Genomic DNA, 26,357 nt, shown 5'->3' with positions numbered 1-26,357 from the left:
CCGCGCTCACGCCGCGCTCCGGCGGTCGAGCAGATCACGCCAGATGTCGATGAGGTCGACCGGATACCAGACTTCCTCCTGCGCCAGCAGGTCCTCGGGCGTCCACCAGCGATGGGACAGCATGAAGGCCTGCTCGACATTCGTATGGCCGGAGGTGTCGATCGCCGTGTCCTCGACACGCACCGCATAATAACGCTCCTCGGCATCCACCTCGATGCCTTCGAGCGTCACGAAGGTCACGTGGCGCACCGCCACTTCCGGTCCCGGATCGTGGAGCAGCCCCGTTTCCTCGCGCAATTCGCGCCGGGCGGCCTGCTCGAACGTCTCCCCCCGGTCCACGGCACCGCCCGGGGTCACCCAGAAGGGCGGACGATCATCCGGCGTGAAGCGGAAGAGCAGCAGCCGGCCTTGCGGGTCGAGGACCAGCAGCCGGGCAGCGGGCCGCCTGGCGCGCCGGATCATTCCCCGGGCGCCCGCGCGACGATGGCGAGGGCATGGACCTTCTCCCGCAGCAGATCGGCCAGCGCGGAATTGACCATGCGCTGGCGCGCCAGACGCGACTGGCCGGCGAAGCGCGCGGTCACGATCTCGACGGTGAAATGGCTTTCGCCCGATCCATCGTCCCCCAGATGGCCGCGATGCTTCGCGCTGTCATTGGTCACGACGAGGCGGTCAGGCGACAGGGCGGCCATCAGCCGTTCGGCAATTTCACGCCCTACCGGGCCTAGCGAAGAGTCAGTCATTTCCCATATATAGGCGCTTTGCCCAAAGTCAGTTCGAGAATTCGCCTTTCAGGCCGGTTTCGGGTCGCCCGGCCGCCTTTTCAGCGACGCTCAATACAAGCAGAAAGGATCGCGCAGTTTTGTCAGGGCAGGACGCCAGTGAAAATGGTCGACGTCGCCACACGCGTTTCCACGGCCGGGTCGAAGGCACGCGCCATATGTGTTTCTTCCCCGGCTGCGAGGAGGCGGGGGAATTTCGCGCGCCGCCCGAAAATCCCCGGGACGCGCCCGATGGACCGCCGCAATGGCGCTGGTTCTGCCTCGACCATATCCGCGCGTTCAATCAGGGATATAATTTCTTCAAGGGAATGAGCGCGGAAGAGATTGACGAAGCCCAACGGCCTTATTCGGGCTGGGGCGCCGAGACGCGGGCATTCTCCTCTCAGGCGGCGAGCGGCACGCCGCCGCCGCGCTGGGCGGACTTTGCCGATCCGCTCGATGCCATCGGTGCCCGCTTCCGCTCCCGCGCTGCGGACATGGCCGAGCGGCGCGATGGCAAGCCGCTTTCCGGCGCGGACCGTTCCGCGCTGAAGACGCTCGGCTTGCAGCCGGACGCGGACCGGCGGGCGCTGCGGACACGGTACACGGAGCTGGTGCGGCGCTTCCACCCCGATCACAATGGCGGCGACCGCACCCATGAGAAGGCGCTTCAGGACGTGATCGCGGCTTATGGCCATCTGCGCAAGGCGCCGGCATTCGCCTGAGCGGCCTTGCGGTTCCGTGCCACGGCTGCCATAGGCGCCGGCCCTTCAAGACCGGAGACAGGCCATGCCAGACGGCGTGACGGTTCACGCCCTCGGGCTCGATTTCGGCACGACCAACAGCGTCGTCGCGCTGGCGGACGGGGATGGCTCGCGCCTTGTCGAGTTCAAGGGAGAGGCAGCGAGCAGCGCTGTCTTCCGCTCGGCCCTGTGCTTCTGGCAGGATGAAGCGGTGCGTGGCGGCCTGGCGCACGAGGCCGGCCCCTGGGCGATCGCCGAATATCTCGACTTCCCGGAAGGCAGCCGGTTCATCCAGTCGTTCAAGTCCGTGGCGGCCAGTGCCCTGTTCGAGCATGCCAGCGTGTTCGACAAGCGGTTCCGGTTCGAGGAACTGGGCGCCCTGTTCCTCGAAAGGCTGGTGGCGCATGCCGGCGGCCGTCTTGACGCACGGCCCGAGCGGATCATTGTCGGGCGGCCGGTGCGCTATGCCGGCGCGCGGCCGGACGAGGCACTGGCCCGCCAGCGTTACGACGCCATGTTCCGAGCCTTCGGCACCCGGATCCATTATGTGTACGAGCCGCTGGGCGCCGCGTTCAGCTATGCAAGCCGGCTCACCCGCCCGGCGACCATTCTCGTCGCGGATTTCGGCGGCGGCACCAGCGATTTCTCCGTGGTCCGCATCGCTGCGCCAGGCGCGAATCGTCGCTGCGAGCCGCTGGGCTCGGCCGGCATCGGCATCGCGGGCGACACGTTCGACTATCGCATCGTCGACCATCTTGTCCTGCCCATGCTGGGCAAGGGCGGCACCTATCGCTCGTTCGACAAGCTACTGGAGATCCCGCGCAACTATTTCGCGGACTTCGCGGACTGGTCGCGGCTCGCGCTGATGCGCAACCGGCGGACGCTGGGCGAGCTCGACCGTCTCCGGCGCAGCGCGAGCGATCCGGCGGCGATCGGGCGCATGATCATGCTGATCGAGCAGGAACTGGGCTATCGGCTCTACGATGCGGTCGGCGCGCTCAAGCGGACGCTGTCGCAGGCGGAGCATGCCTCGTTCCGGTTCGAGGCGGAGGACCTCCTCATCGAGGCCGACATAAAGCGCGCCGATTTCGAGCGCTGGATCGCGGCGGACATCGCGCGGATCGACGCGACCGTCGATCAGGCGCTCGCGGCGGCAGGCGTGACCGAGGCGGACATCGACCAGGTCTTCCTGACCGGGGGATCGTCCCTGATCCCGGCGATCCGTCGCCTTTTCGACGCGCGCTTCGGCGCCGGCCGCATCGCCAGCGGGGGCGAGCTGACGTCGATCGCGCACGGGCTTGCGCTCATCGGACAGGAAGACGATCCCGCCGCATGGGAGGCATGATCGGCGCCGTGAACGGCCCCTGTCCCTCGACACATGCTTCCCCGATCGGTTAGGGGCAGTCTCGACTCTGTGGAAAAGACGATATGACCGATATTCCGAACACCAATACCGACATGCGCAGCGAAGTACTGCTCGATGCTCCCGACCGCACGGTGGACGCGCGCCAGGTCTTCGGTATCGATGTGGACATGGCCATCCCGGCTTTCTCCGAAGCGGACGAGCGGGTGCCGGATGTCGATCCCGCTTATGTGTTCGACCCGGACACGACTCTCGCCATTCTCGCCGGCTTCGCCTTCAATCGCCGCGTGATGGTGCAGGGCTATCACGGCACCGGTAAATCCACGCATATCGAGCAGGTGGCGGCGCGGCTCAACTGGCCCTGCATCCGCATCAATCTCGACGCGCATATCAGCCGCATCGATCTCGTCGGGCGCGATGCCATCGTGCTGAAGGATGGCCAGCAGGTCACCGAGTTCAAGGAAGGGCTGCTGCCCTGGGCCCTGCAGCGCCCCGTCGCGCTGGTGTTCGACGAATATGACGCCGGTCGCCCCGATGTCATGTTCGTCATCCAGCGCGTGCTGGAAGCGGACGGCAAGATGACGCTGCTCGACCAGAACCGGGTGATTCGCCCCAGCCCCTGGTTCCGCCTGTTCGCCACCGCCAACACGGTGGGCCTGGGCGACACGACCGGCCTCTATCACGGGACGCAGCAGATCAATCAGGGCCAGATGGACCGCTGGAACCTGGTGGTCACACTGAATTACCTGCCCGCCGAAACCGAGGCGCAGATCGTCCTCGCCAAGTCCGGCGAATATGATCACGAGGGCGGCCGCAAGGAAGTCCAGAACATGATCCGGGTCGCCGAGCTTACCCGGCAGGGCTTCGTCAATGGCGACATCTCGACCGTGATGAGCCCGCGCACGGTCATCAGCTGGGCGCAGAACGCCCTGATCTTCAAGGATGTGGGTTTCGCGTTCCGGCTGTCGTTCCTCAACAAGTGCGACGAGGCCGAGCGTGCACTCGTGGCCGAATATTATCAGCGCGTCTTCGGCAAGGATCTGCCGGAAAGCGTGGCGGCCAAGGCTGACTGAAGGATCGCGTGACGGGTTCGCGCGCCGGTCCATGAGGCGCCGGTTGGTCCCGTCAAAATCATCGGAAAAAAGAAAGGGCGGCCCCGCATAGGGCCGCCCTTTCGATCATTTGACGGGGCGTCTCAAACGAAGGAGACGATCCTCTGCTCCGAACGCTTGCGCGTGCGCAAGGTCCAGCCGACGGCGGTGAGACCGATCAGCATCATACCCCAGCTCATCGGCTCGGGCAGCGCCGTGACCTCATCGAAATCGGTGATCGGAGCCGGTCCGCCCCTTGCCTCGAACACGGTCGGCTTTCCGGGTTCAAAAGCCCATACGCCGGGCTTGATGTTGACCCAGCTGAACGTGGAATCGCTCTTCTCCCCGAACGGGGAGGAGGATGCCACCGGGGTCCCGGATAGCGTCACCGTTGCCGCTGCCGGCGCAGTCGCCAGCAACACGGCAGAGGCGGCCGTCATCATGAGCGCAGTCTTGAACATGCGTTCTCCCACTTGTTTGCGGCGGACCTCTCGCGAGGCCGAGCCGCGGTTACGCTCGATGTCGCTGCAGCGCCTTCATCTTCCGCTCCACTCGGCAAAATGCCGTCGGAATCAGCGACCAGTCATCGCTCTCATTGCGATGCAGCAGGAGAACTTTGCCATAGTTAACGGCCCGTGACAAATCCGGCCGGAGCCGGTCCGGATCGCCAGATCAGTCCGTTGCGGGCGCGGATGCTTCGGCCCGTCGTGGCTCCGGAAAGGCCAGGAAAGCCCGGATTCATGGGCTCTTCAGGCACTCGGCGACAAGCGGATGCCGAATCTTTCCGATTGAATTTCATGCATTTGTTGGGCGGCTTTACCGGCACGAAGCGCCGAAAGCGTCGATAAGCTGTGCACGCTTTGCCATGACCTGATTGTGCGCGGCACAACGGCGTCCGCGTCTCCACGGGGATCAGGCCGCCCGGTGATAGGGGGTCCGCGCGGCGGGCCGGCCTGACGGATCAGGCCAGGCTGGCGACGTGCGACCGGCGGCGCATCAGGGCGCCGATCCCCGCGAAGCCCGCAATGAGCATGGCCCATGTGGCGGGCTCGGGGACGGTGCCGGCAATCGGCGCGACCTCGGTGGGGAGGGGCTCGGACAGCGGTTCGGCGAAACTCAGCTGGGCGGTCAGGGCCGGCTCCGGCGAGGGCGATCCGAAATAGCTGTTGAGCACGCTGTGCGTGAAGCGATAGCCGCCGCCCTGTTGGCCCTGGTTAAAGTAGCTGCCGAGCACGGAATGGGTGAAGCTGTAGCCCGAGCCGTAGGAAGAGCTGCCAAAACCGTTGGCCCAGCTGTTCAGCTGGCCGATCTGGTTGAACGCGCGGACACCTTCGATGCCGGTGAACAGCTGCTGCGTGGTGGCGCCGTTCCGGACGGAGAAGGCGAAGCCGTCGGGCGAGAGATGGGCGCTGCTGTGAAGCGCGCCGACCACCTGGCTGATCCGCCCGTTGATCGTGACGGTCGCCTGCGCGCCTTGCGCTGGCAGCGATGCGGTGGCCATGGCGATGGCGATAAGGCTGACGACGCGGATCATGGGCTGTGGCTTCCTTTGCAAACCGCGAACGGGTGCTTGCGGCGATGTCCCCGATGCGGAGTTAGGGGAGGCGGGGCCGATCATAAACGCGCTTAACCACGAAATTCCCTGGTCTTTTCCCGCTGTCTCGCGGCGAGACAGCGGCGAGCGAAGAAGTTAACGAGGCGAACGAGCGACCTTGCAGGCGGTCCGCGCGGCGGCGAGAGGCTTGACAGCCGGGCAAGCCTGGCTCAGCCCCATCCGCATGGCCGACCGTTCCCTGCTTGATCGCTTCAAGGATGTCCTTGCCGGCGCTTCCCGCTCCATCGCGCACGACCCGGAAGTCGAGCTCGGCTTCACGGCCGATGCCCCTCATCTGGTCGGAAAGCAGATCAAGGTGCCCACGCCCACGCGCGGCCTGCCGCCCGAGCAGGTGGCGCTCGCCCGTGGTTTCGCGGACAGCTTCGCGCTGAAGCTTCGTCATCATGATGCGCGGCTCCATGCCAGTCGCGCGCCTGCCCAGCCGGCGGCGCGGGCAGTCTATGATGCGGTCGAGATGGTCCGCTACGAGGCTCTGGGTTCCCGGAACTATCCCGGCATGCGGGCGAATCTCGCGGCCGCGCTCGACATGCGCACGCATGCCGATCCCATCACGCGGGCCCAGTCGGCGAGCGAAGTGCCCATTCAGGGCGCCGTCGCCCTCTTGCTGCGCGAGCGGCTGACCGGGCAGGCACCGCCCCCCGAAGCGCTCAAGGGCATCGAATATCTGCGCGAGTGGATCGACGAGAAGGCCGCGACGGATTTCGAGGGACTGGCGCTCTGCCTCGACGATCAGGCCGCGTTCCAGGACAAGGTGATGTCCATGCTCGAGCATCTCGAGCTCGTGCGCGCCGAGGTCCCGCCCGAATCGCCCGATGAGGATGAGGAAAGCGAGGAAGGCGAGCAGGAGCAGCAGGACGAGCAGGATCAGGACGAGCAGCCCGAGGATGACGACCAGTCCCGCGCCGAGACGCGCGGCGAAGACAAGGGCGAATCGGGCGAGGAAATGACCGAGGATCGTCAGGATGACGATTCGGATTCGGACGACGAGGGCGATGGCGACGCGCAGGACGACGAGGGCGTCATGCCGGTGCGGCCGAACCGTCCCTTCTCGGACCTGCCGCCCGACTTCAATTACACGGCCTACACCACCAAGTTCGATGAAACCGTGGGCGCGCGCGACTTGTGCGATGTCGATGAACTGGTGCGCCTGCGCGGCTTCCTCGACCAGCAGCTCGCTCCGTTTCAGGGCGCCGTCTCCAAGCTGGCGCACAGGCTGCAGCGGCGGCTGCTGGCCCAGCAGAACCGCAGCTGGGATTTCGATCAGGAGGAAGGGCTGCTCGATGCCGCGCGCCTCGCTCGCGTGGTCGTTAATCCCGCCCATTCGCTGTCCTACAAAATGGAGCGCGATACCGATTTCCGGGATACCGTGGTCACGCTGCTCATCGACAATTCCGGTTCCATGCGCGGCCGCCCCATCGGCATCGCGGCGATCAGCGCGGACATCATGGCTCGCACGCTGGAGCGCTGCGGCGTGAAGACCGAGATCCTCGGCTTCACCACGCGGGCCTGGAAAGGCGGGCAGAGCCGCGAGCAGTGGCTTGCCGCCGGGCGGCCACCCAAGCCCGGCCGGCTGAATGACCTGCGGCACATCATCTATAAGCAGGCGGATGAACCCTGGCGCCGCGCCAAGGCCAATCTGGGTCTGATGATGCGCGAAGGGCTGCTCAAGGAGAATATCGACGGCGAGGCGCTGCTCTGGGCCCATGGACGGCTGCTTGCCCGGCCCGAGGAGCGGCGCATCCTGATGGTCATCTCCGATGGCGCGCCGGTCGACGATTCGACGCTTTCGGTCAACAACGGCACCTATCTGGAGCGGCATCTGCGGCAAGTGATCGCGTGGATCGAGAGCCGGTCGCCGGTCGAGCTGATCGCCATCGGCATCGGCCATGACGTGACGCGCTATTACAAGCGCGCCGTCACGATCATGGATGCCGAGCAGCTTGGCGGCGCGATGGTGGAGCAGCTCGCGGCCCTGTTCGACAAGGATTGAACGCAGGGACCCGGGACAGGTCGTCCTGGCAGTTCACCGCGTCCCGAAGCCGATCTTGTTGCGGACCCGGCCGCCAAGGTCCGCCACCAGCCCACGGATCGCCGGCATGCCGTGCAGCCTGCGCAGCCGATAGGCCGCGATATAGGCATGGGCGGCATTGAGCAGGGGCAGATCGAGGGCCACGAAGCGCGCGATGGCGCGACTCATCGCGTCCCGCAGATCGGGCGGGCAGCCATCGAGCAGAAGATCGGGGTGCGAGGAGATCGGGCGAGGCCGTTTCCGGCCGCCGCGATGCGCGAAGCCGAGCGCGGAATCCTCGACATGGAAAAGCACATGCTCGGCAGGATCCCAGTGGATCGGCCCGGCGAAGAGCACTTGCAGCCAGAGCCATGAATCCTCGCCATACAGGCAGCGATAGCGGGCGAAATAGCCGCCGATCCGGTCGAAAAGCGTCTTGCGGATGACGACGCAGCTGGAATGCAGCGCATCCACCATCTGCTTGATGGCCTCGCCACTTGCCTGCGGGTCGAGACCGCGCGTCGTGGCCCGGTCGACGAGCGCCGCGACCTTGTTGGGGCGCTGGGCGCGGAAAGCGCCGCTGTCATAGCCGCAGACATAAGCGCCGGCCTGCGGAGAAGTCGCCAGCGCGGCGAGGGCGCTGGCGAGGAAATCTCTGCGCCATTCGTCATCGCTGTCGAGGAAGGCGATCAGCGGCGCCCGCGCGGCCGCCGCGCCGGTGTTCCTGGCGACGCCCGGACCCTGATTGCGCTGGGTGAGGCACCGGATGCGACTGTCGTCGATCGCGCGGACCACGTCCATCGATGCGTCCGTGCTGCCGTCATCGACGACAATGACCTCGATGTCCGCGACGCTCTGGCCAAGCACGGATCGCACCGCCCGCTCGATCGTGGCCCGCTTGTTGTACAGCGGCAGGACCACCGAGACGGCGGGCTTGCCCGGCTGCGGGCTCTGTGCGGTGGCATCCATCGCTAGATCGAACGATAGCCGAGGTGACGGCGCAGGCTGCCCGATGCGCGTGCATTGAGCACCAGCCATTGCACGGCTTCGCGCCGGTCATGCTTGCGGGTGCGCCGATAGGCCAGGCCCGATTCGGCCAGCACCCGGAGCGTCGAGAGCACGGCGCGCGCGCGAGCAGGGAGCCCCGTGCGCACGCCGCGAATGGGATTGTCGAACCCCACGGCCTCGTAGAAGGTGCGGATATAGCTTTCGGTCTGGCGCTCGGCCGGAATGATGTGAAGCACGGTCGCGTCCCAGACCCAGCTTCCCGTGCCGCCCTGCGCCAGAATGGCCTTGATGACTGCCACTTCCTCGCCGCCGCGGCGGCGGCCGGGCGCGACTCCCAGTTCGGGATCATAAGGCTGCGCGCGTTGCTCGGCGCCGCGCACGGCATAATTGAGCCCCCAGGGAAGACGGGAGGGCGTGACCTCCGTCCATTCGGGGCGGTCCCGGATAGCCAGCAATCCCCGCAGCACCTTGCGGTTCTCCGTGAACCAGGGCTCGCGCGGCTCTTCAAACACCGGCTCCGTACGCCCGCCGAACACCGCGTCGCCGGGGCGTTCGCGGAAGGCGCGGGACCAGGCGGCGAGCCAGTTCTCATCGACAAGGACATCGTCGTCGGTCCAGAGAACATAATCCCCTTTCGATTCCGCCACGCCGGCATTGCGCGCGTTGGACAGGCCGGCGACCGGTTGCCACACGCGCCTGATCGGCAAGCGGCCGGCGAAGCGCTCGATGACCTCGGGCGTCGCATCGGTGCTGCCATTGTCCACCACGAGAAGTTCCCAGGACTCGCTCATGCGCGCCGCCGCAGTGACGAGCGAATCCAGCGTGCGCGCCAGCGATTCCGCGCGGTTGCGCGTGCAGATGATGACCGTGACGAACGGCGAAATGGCCATGTTTCTCCCTCCGCGACACCGGCTCTGTCCCACTGTCCGGTGTCGCCATGATTGTCTGTCTTCTCAGCGGGGCGTTCCGCTCCATATCGGCTCGGCCTTCCATGGATCGAAGCCGTCATACACCGGAACGCCGAAAGGTTCGGCAAAGGCCCGGCACGCTTCGATGTCCTCTGGTGCAACGAACTTGCGCCATTTATCGATCTGGGAGCGGGAGTCGCGCCGGAGCGAATAGGCTGAGCCTTCTTCGGCGCCGCGTTCCGGCTCCGCGAACTGGCTGGCCGCCGGCGTCCACGCCATGCCGAGCCGATCCGACAGCGCCTCGAGCCGCGCCGGGCCATCCGCGCAAAGCCATTCGAAGGGAACGACATGATAACCCGCCCCTTGCGCCGCCTGTCGGTAGGAAACGCGCATGGTGGCGCCCCATAGCGCGCCCGCCCGTTCCCAGAAAGTGCCGGCCGAGCGGATGAGATCGGTGAAGGGCGCGAGATGCTCGGAAACAAGTCGATCGTCGTTCAGCAGGCTCGTGGGGTCCACGTCCCAGCCGAGTTTCTGATAGCTGGCGAACTGGCCGACCGGATGACGCACGAGGCTCACGATCCGGGCTTCGGGATAGCGTGCGGCCAGCCAGTCGAGGGTGAGATTGGCGCGAATCAGCTTCACCAGGACGTGGGGCTTGCGCATGTAGAGCGCGGGCCAGCGATCCCCGAGGCCGCGCAGGCGCGGGGGCAGCCGCTCGATCAGCGGTCCCTGATCCTCCTTCATCGTGAAGCTCGTCGCCACCTGCCCGCTCAGCGCACGGTCCATGTGCGCCTGGTAGAGAGGGTGGTCGTCCCCCGCCTTCAGATAGAGGTTCCAATAGTCCGGGCCCGGTGCGCCGGGCACATGATCCGAGTTGTCCGGTTCGCGATAGTAAGTGAAGCCCGGTGCGAAGGAGAGGGCCTTGGCGGTCCAGCTTGTGCCGCTTCGCGGCATTCCCGAGACGATCACCCGTTTCATCAACAATCCTTCAAATTGCCGCGCGCAGGGAACGATATCTCGCGGAAAGATACAAAAACTTCACGATGAGGCCCTTAGGCGGGAATCCGTCAACGCGACGACGACTTGCATTCCACATCGACTTTCTTTTCGCAATGCGGCAGGCAAACGGCGTTCACGCTCTGATGCATGGCAACAGGTAAAAGGGAATTGAATCGTGTCGAGCGTTGCCGGGCAGATCATCAAGGGCAGCCTGTGGCTTTCCGGTGCCCGCGCGATCGTCAATGCGCTCGGCTGGGCGAGCACGATCGTCCTTGCCCGGTTGCTGACACCCGATGATTTCGGCCTCGTGGCGATCGGTACCACGATCCAGGCGATCATCATGGCCGTCACGGAAATGTCCCTGGCGCAGGCGCTCGTTCATCATCGCGCGCCTGATGACGACCATCTGAATACCGCCTGGACGCTGGGTTTCCTCCGGGGCCTTGTCATTGCCGCCATGCTCGCCCTGGCTGCTCATCCCCTTGCCCTGCTTTACGAGGATGCGCGGCTGGAATGGGTGATCTATGCGATCGCGTTCGGGGTCTTCCTCGGTGGCCTGAGCAATCCGCGCCGGGTCATGCTGCAGCGACAACTGATCTTCTGGCAGGATTTTCTGCTCAACGTGGGCATGCGGCTGGCGACGGTCATCGTCTCGATCGGTGTCGCGGTCTATTATCGCAACTACTGGGCCCTGATTCTCGGGGGAATGGCCGGGCAGCTGGTCGGGCTGGCGATATCCTACATGATCATGCCGTTCCTGCCGCGCTTCGGCTTGCGTCATGCGCGGGAACTATGGTCCTTCTCGTTCTGGCTGACGCTTGGCCAGACCGTCAACACGATCAACTGGCGTTTCGATCAACTGTTGATCGGCAAGCTGCTGGGGCGGTCCGAGCTGGGATATTATTCGGTGGGCGACAATCTCGCGCAGATGCCGACCCGGGAAGCGACCAATCCTCTTCGGCTCACGCTGTTCCCTGCGTTCAGCCGCATATCCGATGATCCGGCACGCCTGCGGGCGGCCTATCAGCGCGCGCAAGGCCTCATCACCGCGATGGCGCTGCCCGTCGGCGTGGGTTTCGCGCTGGTGGCCGAACCGCTGGTGAGAGTCGCGATGGGTGACAAATGGCTGCCGGCGGTGCCCATCATCCAGGCGCTTTCCTCGATCTTCGCCTTCCAGACCTTCGGTTCCGTCGTGCAGCCGCTCGCGATGTCGCTCGGGGCGACAAAGAACCTGTTTCACCGCGACCTCTGGGTCTTCTTCGTGCGGCTGCCCATCATCCTGACCGGCCTGTTCTTCGGCGGCCTGCCGGGCCTTGTCGTGGCGCGCATGGTCAGCGGGACGGTTTCCACCATCATGAACATGGAACTGGTCCGCCGGCTGTCGGGGCTGGGCCTCAGGACCCAGTTCGGCAGCAATCTGCGCACGCTGGGTGCCATTGCCGTCATGATCGTCGGCGTGACGGCCTGTCGACGCCTGGCCTTCACGGCTGCCCATCCCGGTCCGCTGTACCTGATATCCGAGGTCATCATACTCGCCGCGACGGGCGCCATTCTCTATCTCGGGTCGCACTGGCTCTTCTGGCGTCTGCAGGGCTATCCGCAAGGGCCCGAGAAGGAAGTGCGGGACCTTCTGGGCCAGGCGCTTGCGCGGCTGCGCCGACCCCAGCCGCTGAGGTCGCGATGATGCGGGTCGTCGCCGCTGCCGGTCCGGCTTCCCCATGGAGGGACCGCCCATGACTCGCGTGCTCATGGCCTCGAACGACCAGACCTTCAGTCCGGCGCTCACCCATGCTTACCACGCGCGCGGCCTCGACGTGACCGCGGGCGTACCCAATCTCGATCCCGCCTTCGGCCGGTTCGATGTTGTTCACGTTCACTGGCCCGAGGAACTGGCCGGCTGGAGCGCGCGCGACAAGGCGCGCACGGACAAGGTGCTGGAGCTGCTCGACTGGTGGAAGCAGCGCGCGGTGATCGTGGCGACGGTCCACAATCTGGTGCCGCACCGCGCGGAACGGCTGGATGGCCCGGAGTCGATCTATTTCAATGCCTTCTATGAGCGGGTCGATCTGCTTTGCCATTTCTCGGGCTATTCGCGCGAGCGATATGCAGAGCAGTATCCGGCCATCCCGCAGGCCCGGCAGATCGTCCAGCCGCTCAACACCTACGATCACCTGCTCCCGCTGATGCGCGGCCGGGAGGCTGCCCGCGCGCAATTCGGCGTGAAGCCGGACGAGCATGTCTTCGCGGTCTGCGGCGCGATGCGCCTGCCTGCGGAGATGAACCTCGTTCGTGCCGCCTGGTCTCGCCTGCGTGATCCCTCGGCGCGGCTGCTGCTCGCGTCAGGCCCGTCGTGGAGCGGTCTGGACCCCGTGCGACGGACTGCCGGCAAGGTTGCTCACCGCCTCTGGTTGCGCGATCGCAGGATCAGCCGGCTGGGCGGGCAGGTCGACGACTCGACGCTGGTCGGCATATTGGAAGCGGCCGATACGATCATCATTCCCCGGCTCGGCCATCACCTCAATTCGGGGCTTGTCCCCCTGGCCCTCACCTTCGGCACCGGCATCCTCGCGGCGGACCTCGGCGCCAACCGGGAGATCGTGCCGCAGCCGCAGAACGAACTCTACGAGGCCGGGAATGCCGACTCATTGATCGAGGCGATGCGCCGGCAGATGACGAAATCATCTGCGGAGGTGCGCGCCGCCAATCTGGCGCACCGTGACACCATCGGCTGGGGCGCGGCCTTGGACATGATATGGCCGCGCGTCGTCGAGATCGGACGCCACAAGCGCCTGCCTGCCTTCACGTCCTCCGCTCAGGGTGAGGCCGCCGGCTTGTAGAGAGCCGGCAACAAGGCCTTGAATGCTGCCAGCTTGGGCGCGTCCCAGCGCCGGATATAGGGGTGGTCGGGATTCTTGCGCATGAAATCCTGATGATAGGTCTCGGCCGGCTGGAAGCGCCGCACGGCTTCGGTGCGCGTGACGACCGGCGCGTCCCACAGGCCTGATTCGTCCAGCTGGGCGATATAGGCCTGCGCCGTTCTGGCCTGCGCCTCGCTTTGCGGAAACAGGGCCGATCGATATTGCGTGCCATGGTCCGGACCTTGCCGGTCAAGCGTCGTGGGATCGGCGATCACCGAGAAGAAGATGCGCAGCAGCGTGCCGTAGCTCACTTCGGCGGGATCATAGATGACGCGCACGGCCTCGGCATAGCCGGTGCGCCCCGTCCCCACGCGGTCATAGGTCACGCGCATCTCCGGCGGCCCGCCGCCATAGCCGGACAGGACGCGCTTCACGCCCTTCACATGGGAGAAGACGCCCTCGACCCCCCAGAAGCACCCACCGGCGAAATAGGCCGTGGCGTTCCTTCCGGTTTCCGGTTCGTCGAGCGCGGGGACCGGGGCAAGGCGCGGGCGCTCCGCGGCTGCCGCCGGTGCGGAAGCGGAGAAGGCGGCAAGGGCAAGGCCCTGCCCGGCAAGCAGGATCGCGGCGAGCAGGGAACGCATGGCTTTCTCCCCGACATCGGATGTCGTTTCCATGATGGAACTGGGAGCGGCAGGGCCCCGTTTCAAGGCACATCGCCTGGCGGGCGGCATTCGGGCACGGTGAGATGGCGCCCCGCTGAGGCCGGGGCCTCTCTTTTCGGGGGCGTTCAGAAATGCCGGGCGAAGCGCAGACCCAGCATCACCCGCTCGGCGATCGCGGTGCTGATCCGGTCATTGAGGAGGAGCCGCAGTTCGGGGCCGAGCGCGAGCAGGCCGGATAGCGCACCCACGCCATTGTCGGCTGCAGGCTGAGGCGCGCGGCCTCGCGGCGCGGGGACGTCCATCGGGAGAATGCTGGCCTGTGCTGCCGCCTGCGCCAGTTCCGGACCCTCGACATATCCTTCAGGCGCGAGCCTGAATTGCGCCGAACGATCCGCGATGCGGGTGTCCGCAGGCGCGGCATGCGCCGGCAGGGCCATGGTCAGGAGAGACAGGATCGACGCGTGCAACCCGTTGAGCCATCTTGTCCGGCGCCCTGCACTGGGCGCGGCTTCATCCGTTTGCGTCGATCCCATCTTCTGCGACCTCTTCTGGTGAGGAAGAGAATCGCTGAAAATGGTTAACGGCGCTCACCGGGCCCTGGTTAACGAGCCGGTAACGGTTTGAGGGCGGCCGGGCGACGGTTCAGCCGAGCGCGGCGCAGGCCTCCTGGATCCGGGTACAGGCGGCTTTCAGAATCTCTTCCGACGTCGCGTAGCTCACCCGGAATGCCGGCGCGAGGCCGAAGGCCCCGCCATGAACGGCCGCGACACCCTTCGCCTCGAGGAAATAGGTGATCAGATCCTCGTCCGTCGCGATCTTCCGGCCGTCGGGCGTGGTCTTGCCGATGCAGCCGGAGGCGTCGGGATAGACATAGAAAGCCCCTTCCGGCGTCGGGCAATTGAGGCCGGGCGCATCGTTGAGCATGGCGACGACAAGGTCGCGCCGCTTGCGGAAGGCTTCGTTCCGTCCGGCCAGAAAGCTCTGGTCGCCATTGAGCGCCGCGGCTGCCGCCGCCTGGCTGATCGAGCAGGGGTTGGAGGTCGACTGGGACTGCAGCTTGGCCATCGCCTTGATGATCCACTGCGGGCCGCCGGCATAGCCGATCCGCCAGCCGGTCATGGAATAGGCCTTCGACACGCCGTTCACCGTGAGCGTGCGCTCATAGAGATCGGGGCATACCTGCGCGATCGTCTTGAACGGCGTGGGCGCATACCAGACATGCTCATACATGTCGTCGGTCAGGATCAGCACATGGGGATGCCTGCGCAGCACTTCGCCGAGCGCCAGCAGTTCCTCGCCCGAATAGGCCGCGCCCGTCGGGTTGGAAGGCGAGTTCAGCAGCACCCAGCGCGTCTTCGGCGTGATCGCCGCTTCGAGCTGCTCGGGCAGGATCTTGTAGAGCTGGTCCGCGCCGGCCGAGACGATGACCGGCGTCCCGCCGGCGAAGTTCACGATGTCCGGGTAGCTCACCCAGTAGGGCGCGGGAATGATGACTTCGTCGCCCGCCTCGACAGTCGCCAGCAGCGCATTGAACAGCGTGTGCTTGCCGCCCGAGTTCACGCTGATCTGGCCGGTCTCGTAGCTCAGATCATTGTCGCGCCGGAACTTGGCGGCAATGGCTTCCTTGAGTTCGGCCGTGCCGTCGACATTGGTGTATTTCGTCTGGCCCGAGCGGATCGCGGCGATGCCTGCTTCCTTGACGAAATCCGGCGTGTCGAAATCCGGTTCTCCCGCCGAAAGACCGATGATGTCCTTGCCCTCCCGCTTCAGGGCGATGACGCGGTCAGTCATGGCGAGCGTGGCGCTGGGCTGGATGCGGCCGAGGGCGGCGGAAGTCCGTGGCATGGAGTTGACTCCTGGCGAGGGGAGGAAGCGGTGCGCTGTCTGTCCGGAGAGCCCGGACGGCGCGGTCCATAATGTCCTCAGCCTCGGCGCGCAACCACGCTTGCGGCCACCATTCCGCGGGACGCATTGCCGATGAAGAATCCGCCTTCCAGATCGCGGGGCTTGAGATCCGCTTCCTCGGCCTCGCCCATGTCGAGGAGATTCTGGCGCAGCACGCCGGGCAGCAGCCCTCGCGAGAGGGGCGGGGTGAGCAGACGGTCGCCGCGCTCCACGAAGATGGTCGAGAAGCAGCCTTCGGTGAGATAGCCGGCCTCGTCCAGAAGCAGTACCTCGAATGTGCCGCCGCGCCGCAGGGCTTCTTCATAATGGCGCCGGTCAGTGGTCTTGTGGTGAATGCGTAGATCGTCGCCGCCCAGCAGCCGGGGCACGATGCTCACCTGCATGATCGCTTGCGGCCAGGGCGCATGCGGCCGCACCTCAACGGCCATATTCCCAGCCCGCGACAGGAGGACGCGCACGCGCATGGCCTCCACGAAGCTGAAGGTCGCGGCCTGCAGCTCGTTGCGCAGCGCGTGGCGGTCGAAGCGGAAGCCCAGCTTGTCGGCGCTGGCCTGCATCCGGCTGATATGGCGCTCGAGCATCGGCAGACCGCTCGCAGGATCGAACGCCATCGTCTCGATGAGGTCGAAGGCCCCTGTCGTCTCGCTCACGCCTGCTCCTCTCCCGGCCGCGCCGTCACGAAGCGCGCCTTGTCAAGGCACTCCTGCCATTCGGCATCCGGCGCGCTGTCCGCAACCACGCCCGAGCCGAGCCCCAATATGCCCCGGTTTGTGCCCGGTTCCAGAGAAATGGTGCGGATCGCGACATTGAAGCGGGCGCTGCCGTCCGGAGCGACATGGCCAATGCTGCCGGTGTAGAGTCCGCGCCCGAAGCGTTCCACTTCCCGGATCACTTCCATGGCGCGCAGCTTGGGCGCGCCGGTGATGGAGCCGCAGGGGAACAGGGCCCGCAGCGCATCGACCGGGCTGACATCCTCGCGCAGTTGCCCTTCCACCACGGAGATCATCTGATGGATGGTCGGATAGGTTTCGACGCGAAACAGGGCGGGTACGCGCACGCTGCCTGCGGTGGTGACGCGGGAAAGGTCGTTGCGCAGCAGGTCGACGATCATGAGATTCTCGGCCCGCTGCTTGGGGTCGCTGGCGAGATGGGCGATCGCGGCGGCATCCTCGGCCGGGTCCGCCAGCCGCCGGGCCGTGCCTTTCATGGGCCGCGTTTCGATCCGTCCCTTCTCGAGCGCGAAGAAGCTCTCCGGCGAGAAGGAAAGCACGTGCCGCCCGTCATGCCGGATGATCGCGCCATAGCCCGCCGCGGCATGGGGTCGGATGGCCGCATAGGCAGCGAGCGGATCGCCGTCGATCGACACGGCGGCCAGGAAAGTGAGGTTCGCCTGATAGATGTCGCCCGCGCGGATATAGTCCAGCACCCGGGCGATCGCTTCGCCATAGTCGGCGCGCGAGACGAGCGGCTCCACCGGCCCGATCGTCGTTTCATTCGGGGAAGGCAGCAGGTCCGGCACGGCGTCACGCGGCACCTGTTGCAGCGCGTCGAACAGGCCGAACCAGAGCAGCGGCCCGCTGTCCCCCTCGCGCGGCGCATGGCCTGCGAGGCGCGGTTCGAAGGCATGGCCGGCCGCATAGGAAAGATAACCCGCCGCATGCAGCCCTGCGCGGGTCGCGGCCTCGATGTCCAAAAGCGCGGGGAGCACATCCTCTAGGCGCTGCGCTGTCACGACCTTCAGCGGATCGCGAAAGAGCGTGGCGAAGCCGGACCCTTGCGGGCTGGCATCGTCCAGCAGGACGAAGGGCGCATCGGCCCGGGCAGGCAAGGCGGCCAGACTCATCCTGCCCTCATGGCAGCGCCTTGCGCGCAAGGCCAGCCTTCGGCGTGGCGGGGGCAGGGCGCCGCGCTTTCATCGCCCTGCGAGGCGCTCGCTCGCGCTGCTCTGTGGATTGGCCGACACACTCGTCCCGAAAACCGTCTGTCCCGCCCCGAAATCGCACAGCACCGGCCGCTGATGACGGCGATTGTCATTGGCCATTCAGCGCGGCCTTTCATAAGGACCGGCGCATGGAAGGCAGGCGCTGAGAGAGGCGGAGGCAAGTCGATGTCCGGCTATGGAATGGTCGCGGGGAGGATCGCCGTCGTGTGCGGAGCGCTGGCGGCTGCCATGTTGCTGCGTTCGGCGCCCGAGGCGGCGCGCTGGGCCTTGCTGATCTGCTCTCTGGGCTTCATCGGCGCCACCTTGCGGCTGCGCCGGATCGACGCCGGGCTCTGAGAGAACAAGGCAGCAGCGAACCTCAGTCGAACAGCGAGCTGACCGAACTCTCGTCCGCGATCCGGCGGATCGCTTCACCGAGCAGCGGTGCAATGGGAAGCTGGCGGATGCGCGAGGAAGAGCGGACCGCGTCGGTCGCCTGGATCGAATCGGTGATGACCAGCTCATGCAGCTGCGATCCCTCGACCCGCGCCACCGCGCCGCCGGACAGGACGCCATGCGTCACATAAGCGACGACATCGGTCGCGCCGGCCGCCTTGAGTGCCCCGGCGGCATTGCACAGCGTGCCGGCGGAATCGACGATATCGTCGATCAGGATGCAGAAGCGCCCCTTCACATCGCCGATGATGTTCATGACTTCCGATTCGCCCGCGCGCTCGCGACGCTTGTCGACGATGGCGAGCGGTGCGTTGTCCAGCCGCTTGGCCAGCGCCCGGGCCCGGACCACACCGCCCACGTCGGGCGAGACGACCATGAGATTGTCGTTCGGGAACCGCGCCTGGATATCGGCGGACATGACCGGCGCACCGAACAGATTGTCTGTGGGAATGTCGAAGAAACCCTGGATCTGTCCGGCATGGAGATCGACCGAGAGCACGCGGTTGGCGCCCGCCGTGGTGATGAGATTGGCCACCAGCTTGGCGGAGATCGGCGTGCGTGGCCCGGGCTTCCGGTCCTGCCGCGCATAGCCGAAATAGGGGACGACCGCCGTGATCCGCTTGGCCGACGCGCGCTTGAGCGCGTCGATCATGATGAGCAGTTCCATGAGATTGTCGTTGGCGGGATAGCTGGTCGACTGGATGACGAAGACATCCTCGCCGCGCACATTCTCGTGAATCTCGACGAAGATCTCCTCGTCGGCGAAGCGCCGCACGCTCGCATTGGTCAGCGGCAGCTCGACATAGTCCGCGATAGCCTGAGCGAGCGGCAGATTGCCGTTGCCGGAGATGATCTTCATGGCGGTGCCTTGTGTCGGGAATGGAGGTCGCGGCTCCTCTAGCGGCGCAGAGGGGCCGTGAAAAGCGGCTTGTGACGCTTTGACGACAGGTTCCTGGCGATTTGCCCTGCACTCAAAATGGTCTAGAGCCGCGCCATGACCGATCGTCTCCGTATTGCCATGGCCCAGCTCAACCAGACGATGGGCGATCTCGCCGGCAATGCCGACGCGATGCTCGCCTGCCGTCAAAAAGCCCGGGAACAGCAGGCTGATCTGGTCGTCTATCCCGAGCTTCAGCTCATCGGCTATCCGCCGGAGGATCTGGTCCTCAAGCCCGCGCTTGCCGCGCGCGCGGAAATCGAGCTGCGCCGGCTGGCCGAGGCGACGGCGGACGGTGGACCTGCCATGCTCGTCGGCACGGTGATTGCCAACCAGGGGTTGCTGTTCAATTGCGTGGCGCTGCTGGACGGGGGCGAGATCGTCGCCATCCGGCAGAAGCGCGAGCTGCCCAACTATGGCACGTTCGACGAGAAGCGGCTCTTCGCGCCCGGTCCGCTGCCCGACCCCGTCATGTTTCGCGGCGTCAGGCTCGGTCTGCCGGTCTGCGAGGATATCTGGTTCCCCTTCGTGACCGGTCATCTGGCGGAGAAAGGGGCCGAAATCCTCATCACCGTCAACGGCAGTCCCTATGAGGTCGCCAAGGATGATTTCCGTATCAAGGGCGTCTGTGCCCGGCGAGTCGAGGAAACCGGCCTGCCGATCCTCTATCTCAATCGCGTCGGCGGGCAGGACGAGCTGGTGTTCGATGGCGCCTCCTTCGTCCTCAATGCGGACGGCGACATCGCGCACATGCTACCCGACTGGGAGGAAGCGCTCGTCGTCACCGACTGGGTGCGCGATGAAACGGACGGCAAATGGTTCTGCAAGCCCGGCGAGGTCCATGCGCTCGACGAGCATCCGGCCGACATCTATCATGCCATGGTCGTGGGCTTGCGCGATTATGTGAACCGCAACCGCTTCCCCGGCGTGGTGCTTGGTCTCTCGGGCGGCATCGACAGCGCGCTGAGCGCAGCCGTCGCCGTGGATGCGCTGGGCGCCGAGCGCGTGTGGTGCGTCATGATGCCCTCGCGCTTCACCAGCCAGGACAGTCTCGATGATGCCGCCGAATGTGCGCGGTTGCTCGGCTGCCGGCTGGATACCGTCCCAATCGCGCCGGCCGTGGAAGCCTTCGACGACATGCTGGCGCAGGTCTTCGAAGGGCGCGCCGCCGATCTCACCGAGGAGAATATCCAGTCGCGCATTCGCGGCGTCACGCTGATGGCGCTCTCGAACAAGTTCGGCCACATGCTGCTGACCACGGGCAACAAGAGCGAGATGAGCGTGGGCTATGCCACCATTTATGGGGACATGGCGGGCGGCTATTCGGTGCTCAAGGACGCCTACAAGACCACGGTGTTCGATCTCTCGCGCTGGCGCAACGCGGCAAGGCCGGGCCTCGCGCTGGGGCCGGATGGGCCGGTGATGCCCGAGCGGGTCATCACCAAGCCGCCGACCGCCGAGCTGCGCGAGGACCAGAAGGATTCGGACAGCCTGCCGCCTTATGAGGTTCTCGATCCGATCCTCTATGGTCTGGTCGAGCAGGAGAAATCGGTCGACCAGCTCGTCGCCATGGGGTTCGAGCGCGAGACGGTCACCCGGATCGAGCGCCTGCTTTATGTCGCGGAGTACAAGCGCCGCCAGTCTCCCCCGGGCGTCAAGCTGGGCGGGCGGAACTTCGGCCGCGACCGGCGCTACCCGATCACCAATGCGTTCCGGACGGGGCACTGAGAGCATGACCGTCATTACCCGCTTCGCGCCGTCGCCGACCGGCAAGCTGCATGTCGGCAATATCCGCGCGGCGCTGCACAACTGGCTGTGGGCCCGCAAGATGGGCGGCAAGTGCCTGCTGCGGATCGACGATACCGACACGGCGCGCAGCGAGGAGCGCTTCGTCGAAAGCATCCGCGCCGATCTCGCCTGGCTCGGCCTCGATATGGATGGCGAGGTGCGCCAGTCCGCGCGCTTCGCTCTTTATGAGGAAAAATTCCAGGCGCTGCGCGCGGCCGGCCGGGTCTATCCCTGCTTCGAGACCGCGCAGGAGCTGGAGATCCGTCGCAAGATCCTCCTCGGGCGGGGCCTTCCCCCGGTTTACGATCGTGCGGCGCTGGCGCTGACGCCGGAGGAGATCGCCGCGCGGGAAGCGGCGGGCGAGAGGCCGCACTGGCGCTTCCGGCTGGACCATGAGGCGGCCATCGAATGGACCGATCTGGTCCGGGGCCCCCAGCATTTCGACCCGCAGCTGCTCTCCGATCCCGTCATCCGCCGCGCCGATGGCAGCTGGCTCTATATGCTGCCGTCGGTGATCGATGACATCGACATGGGCATTTCCCATGTGCTGCGCGGCGAGGACCATGTCTCCAACACCGCGACGCAGATCCAGATGTTCGCGGCGCTTGGCGGCGAAACGCCCCAGTTCGCGCACATGGCGCTGCTGACCGGAGCCGAAGGCAAGCTCTCCAAGCGGCTGGGCGCGATCGGCGTGAGCGATTTTCGCGATGCCGGCATCGAGCCGATGGCGATCAATGCCTTGCTGGCGCGACTGGGCACGAGCGATCCGGTGGAACCGGTTGCCGACATGGCGCCGCTGATCGAACATTTCGATTTCGCGCGCTTCGGCCGGGCGCCCGCGCGCTTCTCGGAAGAGGAATTGTCCGGGCTGAACACGCGGATCGTCCACCTGCTTCCTTATGAGGCGGTGGCAGACCGTCTGCCCGCAGCCGTCACGCCGGCGGTCTGGCCAGTGATTCGCCCCAATCTGGAGACGCTCGCGCAGGCGGCGGACTGGCTGCCGGTGCTCGAAGGCGACATCGCCGTCGCCGCTCTGGGCGAAGAGGATCGCGCTTTTCTCGCTCAGGCTGCGGACATGCTGGCGCAGGCGGACTTCAGCGACGATCCCTGGCGCGCGCTCACGGGCGCGCTCAAGGAGGCGACCGGCCGCAAGGGCAAGGCGCTGTTCCTGCCGCTGCGACTCGCGCTCACCGGCATGGATCATGGGCCGGACATGGCGGCGCTGCTGCCGATCATCGGCAAGGCGCGCGCGCTCGATCGCTTGCGGGCAGCGGCGGCGCAAGTCGCGGCCGACTGATCCGGCGCATCCGCCCGAGGATATTCGAACCCCCAGGCCGCGCGCCATGACGCGGTTTGCGGCGCTGCTCTTCCGGGCGACGCGAGCGAATGCACTCATTGGCCGGAGCTCCTGAGGCTCCTTGTTCGAAAGTGGTCGGGCCGGGCGCGACAGCCTTGCTGCCGCAGGTTCCGCCCTGCCTGCGGGAGCCGGGGGCGCCAGCGACGCCGAAGGACGCTGGTCGTCTCGGGCGAGTGTGCGCGGGGCGTGCTTGCCCTCCATCGCCTGATCGGATTCGCTTTTCCCCTGTCCTACACGCCGTCTGCCATGGCAGGCCCGCCGAACGCTTGCTCTTGAAACAGGCGCAGGAAGGCACGGTTCTTTCTCATGATTGGCGTTCCATCATCCGGCCGGCCGCACAGGCTTGCCGAGACGGGCTCCGCTGTCCGCCACATCGAAAGTTCATGGAAGGGGAAGATGACCCGGACGTGTCGTCATCTTTGTCAACTTTCAGGGCACCGTGCCTTGTTGGACCGGCATCGCCGGGCCGTCATGGAGCGCTTGCGCCGTCCGTCGCTCTCCCTCCTCTCTCAGCGGCTTGAGTCTCGCCGGCGCTTCGCGAATCAGCCTGTCCGGCGGTTTCCATGGACGGGGCCGGAACTGGCCCCATAGCATTTTCATCGCTCCCATCCTCCTGGCCCTCCACGCTCGTTTCGGACTGGCATCTGCCCTCGCAAAATGGTAACATTATAACATTACAGAAAGTGCAGGAGAGGTGCCATGTCAGACATGTCAGTGCCCCGTTCCACTTATGGCAGCCGCCGTTCGCCGGCAGCCATGGCCGCCGCGCTTGCGCTCAATGGGGGCCTGTTCGCCCTGTTGATCGCGCTGCCGGTCGCTGTGCAGGTCATTCCGGCCGACCCGCCGATCCGGATCAGGCATGTGCCGCTCGATCCACTGCCGGCTCCCGTGCCGGAGCCCCAGAAGACCGAGAGCCCCCGCAATGTGGTGCAGCCTGTGATCGCTCATCCCGTCCAGCCGGACCCGATTCGCGTGGAGCCGCTGGTGCCGCTCGATACCGGGCCCCAGATTGCCCTCTCCGAGTTCAGATTGCCCACCACGCCGGCGGAGCCGATCGCGCCGATCGAGTCGCCGGCCGAACCGGTGCTTCACAAGGCGCGGCCTGACCCGCGCTTTGCCGACGCCTTCCGTCCCGCTTATCCGGCGGCACTGCGGCGCGACGGGCTGGAGGGCAGCGTGACCGTGCGCGTGACGATCGATCCGCGCGGCCGGGTAACGGATGTGGAGATGGTCTCGGCGTCCAATCCGGTCTTCTTCGAGGAGACGCGGCGGCAGGCCCTGCGGTTCTGGCGCTTCGTGCCCGCCACGCGCGATGGCGTCGCGGTCCAGTCCGTCCAGACCATGACGGTGCATTTCAGGCTCGAGAACTGAGCGACATGCGGGGCCGGCGGCGCGATCGTCGGTCCCGCGGCTTCCCAACCGGGCGGCAGACGCCTATGTTGATGCCATGGCCATTCTTCCCCGCCCGGTTTCCCCGACCAGCGCGTTCGCTGACCTGCGCGAGATGTTCTCGCGCGAGCGGCCGCATCGCTGGAGCATCCTTGCCCTGTCGATCACGCTGACCGGCTTCCTCCTGTGGGGTTTTCTCGTCGATTCGCGCATCCCCCCCAAGGAGCGCGAGATCATCTATGTCGAAAGCTGGATGAGCGACCGGAAGGACAGCGACATCATCCGCCGCCAGATCGAGGATCTCGCCAAATATGAGGCGGCGCTGGAGCGCAAGCAGCGCGAATTCCAGAGCGTGGCCGACAGTCTCGGCATCGAGTGGCGCGAAGACGAAATCCGCAACCGGGCCCAGCGCAAGGAAACCATCGCCGCCATGAACAAGCTGCTTCACAAGCGGCTGGAAGCAGCGCTGGCGCACGAGGCTGGCGCGACGGACACGGCGACGCGCTGACCTTGGCTGGCGACACGGTTCTGCTCTCGGCGACCATCGCTCTATCGGCGCGGGGTCGTGGACGTACCGCGCCCAATCCCAATGTCGGCTGTATCGTGCTCGACGCTGCCGGTCGCGTGGCGGGGCGGGGCTGGACGCAGCCTGGCGGCCGTCCTCATGCCGAAGCCATGGCGTTGGCGCAGGCCGGCGACCGGGCGCGCGGCGGCACCGCTTATGTGAGTCTTGAGCCCTGCGCGCATGATTCGGTGCGCGGTCCCTGCTGCGCCAGTCTGCTGGTCGGTTCGGGCGTGGCGCGTGTCGTCGTCGCGCTCACCGATCCGGACCCGCGCACCAATGGCGAAGGCGTGGCGCGGCTGCGCGCCGCCGGGATCGCGGTGACCGTCGGCATGCTGGAGGCCCAGGCGCGCGCCGCCATGGCCGGCTTCCTGACCCGCCAGCGCTCCCGGCGCCCGTTCGTCACGCTCAAGCTCGCGACGTCGCTCGACGGTTGCATTGCCCTGCCCGATGGCAGCAGCCAGTGGATCACCGGCGAGGCCGCACGGGCCCACGCCCATGTCGAGCGGGCGCGGCACGAGCTGATCCTGATCGGCAGGGGCACGCTGGCGCATGACCGGCCGCGCCTGGACGTCCGGCTCCCCGGTCTTGCCGATCGCTCCCCGGTCCGCTGCGTGCTGAGCCGGAGCGGCGCGGCGCCGGAGGGCTGGCTTGCCGTCGAGCGCCCCTCGGACATTGCGAGCCTGCCGGGCGATCACCTGCTCATCGAGGGTGGCGCGCAGACGGCGGCGGCATTTCTCACCGAGGATCTGGTCGACCGGCTGCTGCTCTATCGCGCCCCGATCCTGATCGGCCGAGGCATGGCCAGTCTGGCGGACATCGGCCTCATCGACCTCGCCGACGCGCACGAGCGCTGGCGGCTGACCGACGAACGCACCCTCGCGCCGGACCGGCTGGAGGTTTACGAGCGGATGCGGGCCGGATAGAGCGGACGCATGTTCACTGGCATCATCACCGACATCGGAACCATCCGGTCCGCCGAGCAACGGGGCGACCTGCGACTCGTCATCGGCTGCGATTACGACATGAGCGGCGTGGCGATCGGCGCATCCATCGCCTGTTCGGGCGTCTGCCTGACCGTGGTCGACAAGGGGCCGGACTGGTTCGCGGTCGATCTTTCCGGCGAGACGGTGTCGCGCACCGCGCCGGGTGCCTGGGCGGAAGGGCACAGGCTCAATCTGGAACGCGCCCTGAAGGTCGGCGACGAATTGGGCGGCCATATCGTCACTGGCCATGTCGACGGCATCGGTGAAGTGACGGCCATCACACCGGAAGGTGACTCGCATCGTGTCACGATAGGGGTGCCGGCCGAGCTGGCGCCCTACATCGCGGCCAAGGGCTCGATCGCGGTCGATGGCGTGTCGCTCACCGTGAACGATGTGCAGGACGGCCCGGATGGCACGACCTTCGGCCTCAATCTCATCCCGCACACTTTCGCCGTGACCACGCTGGGCCGCCTCGCGCCCGGCCGGACGGTCAATCTGGAGATCGACGTGCTGGCCCGCTATCTCTCGCGCATGAAGGATCATGCGGCAGCCTGATCCGATGAGGGCATCATTGCCGCCCCTCATGAGTGGCTGATATACGGGCCGGCGAACATCCTTTCATGCGAAGGAGCTGAGCCATGTACGTCGCGGGTCTCGTCATTCCCGTTCCGGAAGCCCGGATGGACGCGTATCGCCGATGGGCCGAGAACAGCGCGCAGATCTTTAGCCGCTATGGCTGTCTCGAGATCGTCGAATGCTGGGAGGACTATGTGCCCGAAGGCAAGGAAACCGACTTCCGGCGCGCGGTCGCGGCGCGGGAGGGTGAGAAGATCGTGTTTGCCTGGCAGGTCTGGCCCGACAAGCAAAGCCTCGAACAGGCCGAGGCTCGGATGCACGCGGACGGCGTCCTGGACGCCGTCGAGGACATCCCCTTCGATGCGCGGCGCCTTATTATCGGCTGCTTCGAGCCCATATGCACGATGGGCCGTACCTGAACAGACCCGCCGGCTGCCCGTTGCGGGCATCGCGAAGGGAAT

At 66.3% G+C, this 26,357-nt stretch carries 26 protein-coding genes and 1 pseudogene; 14 read left to right on the top strand and 13 right to left on the bottom strand.

Annotation, left to right across the window (positions count from 1 at the left end):
- Window positions 1-6: 6 nt before the first annotated feature.
- Window positions 7-462 carry an NUDIX hydrolase gene (locus tag HNP60_RS18395; RefSeq protein ID WP_184156389.1) on the bottom strand — a complete coding sequence of 152 codons (456 nt, stop codon included), beginning with the start codon at window positions 460-462 and terminating at the stop codon, window positions 7-9.
- On the bottom strand, window positions 459-743 hold the full coding sequence (locus HNP60_RS18390; RefSeq protein WP_014078031.1) for a BolA family protein: 285 nt from the start codon (window positions 741-743) through the stop codon (window positions 459-461). Before HNP60_RS18390 ends, HNP60_RS18395 begins: the two co-directional genes overlap by 4 nt.
- Before the next feature lie 197 nt (window positions 744-940).
- Between HNP60_RS18390 and HNP60_RS18385 the strand changes: the two genes are divergently transcribed.
- The 3 genes from HNP60_RS18385 to cobS all read left to right on the top strand — a co-directional run bounded on the left by HNP60_RS18385 (window position 941) and on the right by cobS (window position 3,940).
- Entirely contained in the window at window positions 941-1,486 is a 546-nt protein-coding gene (locus HNP60_RS18385; protein WP_260394971.1) for a J domain-containing protein, read from the top strand.
- A 64-nt stretch (window positions 1,487-1,550) separates the two neighbouring features.
- A complete protein-coding gene (locus tag HNP60_RS18380; protein WP_184156385.1) occupies window positions 1,551-2,849 on the top strand; it encodes an Hsp70 family protein in 1,299 nt (432 codons plus the stop codon).
- An 83-nt stretch (window positions 2,850-2,932) separates the two neighbouring features.
- Entirely contained in the window at window positions 2,933-3,940 is a 1,008-nt protein-coding gene (cobS, locus tag HNP60_RS18375) for a cobaltochelatase subunit CobS (RefSeq protein ID WP_184156383.1), read from the top strand.
- Window positions 3,941-4,062: 122 nt separating this feature from the next.
- On the opposite strand, the gene HNP60_RS18370 is transcribed toward cobS, so the two are convergent.
- Both HNP60_RS18370 and HNP60_RS20375 read right to left on the bottom strand, forming a co-directional pair.
- Window positions 4,063-4,419, bottom strand: a complete 357-nt coding sequence (locus HNP60_RS18370) for a PEP-CTERM sorting domain-containing protein (protein WP_014078027.1) — start codon at window positions 4,417-4,419, stop codon at window positions 4,063-4,065.
- Between the two features lie 500 nt (window positions 4,420-4,919).
- Window positions 4,920-5,024, bottom strand: a pseudogene (locus tag HNP60_RS20375) (PEPxxWA-CTERM sorting domain-containing protein); the annotation flags it as partial.
- A 712-nt stretch (window positions 5,025-5,736) separates the two neighbouring features.
- On the opposite strand from HNP60_RS20375, the gene cobT reads away from it, so the two are divergent.
- Window positions 5,737-7,563, top strand: coding sequence for a cobaltochelatase subunit CobT (cobT, locus tag HNP60_RS18360; protein WP_184052250.1), 1,827 nt, complete (start codon window positions 5,737-5,739; stop codon window positions 7,561-7,563).
- A gap of 33 nt (window positions 7,564-7,596) precedes the next feature.
- On the opposite strand, the gene HNP60_RS18355 is transcribed toward cobT, so the two are convergent.
- The 3 genes from HNP60_RS18355 to HNP60_RS18345 all read right to left on the bottom strand — a co-directional run bounded on the left by HNP60_RS18355 (window position 7,597) and on the right by HNP60_RS18345 (window position 10,475).
- Entirely contained in the window at window positions 7,597-8,550 is a 954-nt protein-coding gene (locus HNP60_RS18355; protein ID WP_184156379.1) for a glycosyltransferase family 2 protein, read from the bottom strand.
- Window positions 8,551-8,552: 2 nt separating this feature from the next.
- Entirely contained in the window at window positions 8,553-9,479 is a 927-nt protein-coding gene (locus HNP60_RS18350; protein ID WP_184156377.1) for a glycosyltransferase family 2 protein, read from the bottom strand.
- 63 nt (window positions 9,480-9,542) lie between these two features.
- On the bottom strand, window positions 9,543-10,475 hold the full coding sequence (locus HNP60_RS18345; protein WP_184156375.1) for a sulfotransferase: 933 nt from the start codon (window positions 10,473-10,475) through the stop codon (window positions 9,543-9,545).
- 196 nt (window positions 10,476-10,671) lie between these two features.
- On the opposite strand from HNP60_RS18345, the gene HNP60_RS18340 reads away from it, so the two are divergent.
- Together HNP60_RS18340 and HNP60_RS18335 are read left to right on the top strand one after the other, a co-directional pair.
- On the top strand, window positions 10,672-12,180 hold the full coding sequence (locus HNP60_RS18340; protein ID WP_184156373.1) for an oligosaccharide flippase family protein: 1,509 nt from the start codon (window positions 10,672-10,674) through the stop codon (window positions 12,178-12,180).
- A 49-nt stretch (window positions 12,181-12,229) separates the two neighbouring features.
- Window positions 12,230-13,333, top strand: a complete 1,104-nt coding sequence (locus tag HNP60_RS18335; RefSeq protein WP_184156371.1) for a glycosyltransferase family protein — start codon at window positions 12,230-12,232, stop codon at window positions 13,331-13,333.
- Here the strand turns inward: HNP60_RS18335 and msrA are convergent.
- The 5 genes from msrA to pabB all read right to left on the bottom strand — a co-directional run bounded on the left by msrA (window position 13,309) and on the right by pabB (window position 17,767).
- A complete protein-coding gene (gene msrA, locus HNP60_RS18330) occupies window positions 13,309-13,974 on the bottom strand; it encodes a peptide-methionine (S)-S-oxide reductase MsrA (RefSeq protein ID WP_420825254.1) in 666 nt (221 codons plus the stop codon). The two genes, HNP60_RS18335 and msrA, sit on opposite strands and share 25 nt — an antisense overlap.
- A gap of 170 nt (window positions 13,975-14,144) precedes the next feature.
- Window positions 14,145-14,456: a hypothetical protein gene (locus HNP60_RS18325; protein WP_184156368.1), complete on the bottom strand. Its 312-nt coding sequence runs from the start codon at window positions 14,454-14,456 to the stop codon at window positions 14,145-14,147.
- Between the two features lie 205 nt (window positions 14,457-14,661).
- A complete protein-coding gene (locus HNP60_RS18320; protein WP_014078016.1) occupies window positions 14,662-15,864 on the bottom strand; it encodes a pyridoxal phosphate-dependent aminotransferase in 1,203 nt (400 codons plus the stop codon).
- A 77-nt stretch (window positions 15,865-15,941) separates the two neighbouring features.
- The gene (locus HNP60_RS18315) at window positions 15,942-16,574 is read right to left on the bottom strand and encodes an aminotransferase class IV (RefSeq protein ID WP_184156366.1); all 633 of its coding nucleotides are present in this window, start codon (window positions 16,572-16,574) and stop codon (window positions 15,942-15,944) included.
- Window positions 16,571-17,767 carry an aminodeoxychorismate synthase component I gene (gene pabB, locus HNP60_RS18310; protein WP_184156364.1) on the bottom strand — a complete coding sequence of 399 codons (1,197 nt, stop codon included), beginning with the start codon at window positions 17,765-17,767 and terminating at the stop codon, window positions 16,571-16,573. The genes HNP60_RS18315 and pabB overlap by 4 nt, the downstream gene beginning before the upstream one ends.
- 264 nt (window positions 17,768-18,031) lie before the next feature.
- Between pabB and HNP60_RS18305 the strand changes: the two genes are divergently transcribed.
- Window positions 18,032-18,202 (top strand): hypothetical protein, encoded by a 171-nt coding sequence (locus HNP60_RS18305; protein WP_014078012.1) that lies wholly within the window; start codon window positions 18,032-18,034, stop codon window positions 18,200-18,202.
- Window positions 18,203-18,224: 22 nt separating this feature from the next.
- Here the strand turns inward: HNP60_RS18305 and HNP60_RS18300 are convergent, their stop codons facing one another.
- The gene (locus HNP60_RS18300) at window positions 18,225-19,160 is read right to left on the bottom strand and encodes a ribose-phosphate pyrophosphokinase (protein WP_014078011.1); all 936 of its coding nucleotides are present in this window, start codon (window positions 19,158-19,160) and stop codon (window positions 18,225-18,227) included.
- A 135-nt stretch (window positions 19,161-19,295) separates the two neighbouring features.
- Here HNP60_RS18300 and HNP60_RS18295 point away from each other — a divergent pair, with 135 nt between their 5' ends.
- The 7 genes from HNP60_RS18295 to HNP60_RS18265 all read left to right on the top strand — a co-directional run bounded on the left by HNP60_RS18295 (window position 19,296) and on the right by HNP60_RS18265 (window position 26,315).
- Window positions 19,296-20,966 carry an NAD+ synthase gene (locus HNP60_RS18295; protein ID WP_184156362.1) on the top strand — a complete coding sequence of 557 codons (1,671 nt, stop codon included), beginning with the start codon at window positions 19,296-19,298 and terminating at the stop codon, window positions 20,964-20,966.
- Window positions 20,967-20,970: 4 nt separating this feature from the next.
- The gene (gene gltX, locus HNP60_RS18290) at window positions 20,971-22,323 is read left to right on the top strand and encodes a glutamate--tRNA ligase (protein WP_184156361.1); all 1,353 of its coding nucleotides are present in this window, start codon (window positions 20,971-20,973) and stop codon (window positions 22,321-22,323) included.
- A 759-nt stretch (window positions 22,324-23,082) separates the two neighbouring features.
- Window positions 23,083-23,754 (top strand): energy transducer TonB, encoded by a 672-nt coding sequence (locus HNP60_RS18285; protein ID WP_184156359.1) that lies wholly within the window; start codon window positions 23,083-23,085, stop codon window positions 23,752-23,754.
- A 76-nt stretch (window positions 23,755-23,830) separates the two neighbouring features.
- Window positions 23,831-24,280, top strand: coding sequence for a hypothetical protein (locus HNP60_RS18280; RefSeq protein ID WP_184052273.1), 450 nt, complete (start codon window positions 23,831-23,833; stop codon window positions 24,278-24,280).
- A 2-nt stretch (window positions 24,281-24,282) separates the two neighbouring features.
- On the top strand, window positions 24,283-25,260 hold the full coding sequence (gene ribD / locus HNP60_RS18275) for a bifunctional diaminohydroxyphosphoribosylaminopyrimidine deaminase/5-amino-6-(5-phosphoribosylamino)uracil reductase RibD (RefSeq protein ID WP_184156357.1): 978 nt from the start codon (window positions 24,283-24,285) through the stop codon (window positions 25,258-25,260).
- A 9-nt stretch (window positions 25,261-25,269) separates the two neighbouring features.
- Complete coding sequence (locus HNP60_RS18270; RefSeq protein WP_184156355.1) at window positions 25,270-25,875, top strand: riboflavin synthase; 606 nt, start codon at window positions 25,270-25,272, stop codon at window positions 25,873-25,875.
- 83 nt (window positions 25,876-25,958) lie between these two features.
- A complete protein-coding gene (locus HNP60_RS18265) occupies window positions 25,959-26,315 on the top strand; it encodes a DUF1428 domain-containing protein (protein ID WP_041392215.1) in 357 nt (118 codons plus the stop codon).
- Window positions 26,316-26,357 lie beyond the last annotated feature (42 nt).

This window comes from Sphingobium lignivorans (assembly GCF_014203955.1).
GTDB lineage: Bacteria > Pseudomonadota > Alphaproteobacteria > Sphingomonadales > Sphingomonadaceae > Sphingobium > Sphingobium lignivorans.
The sequence above is the reverse complement of the archived record's forward strand: the minus strand, read 5'-3'. Positions and strand labels throughout refer to the sequence as shown.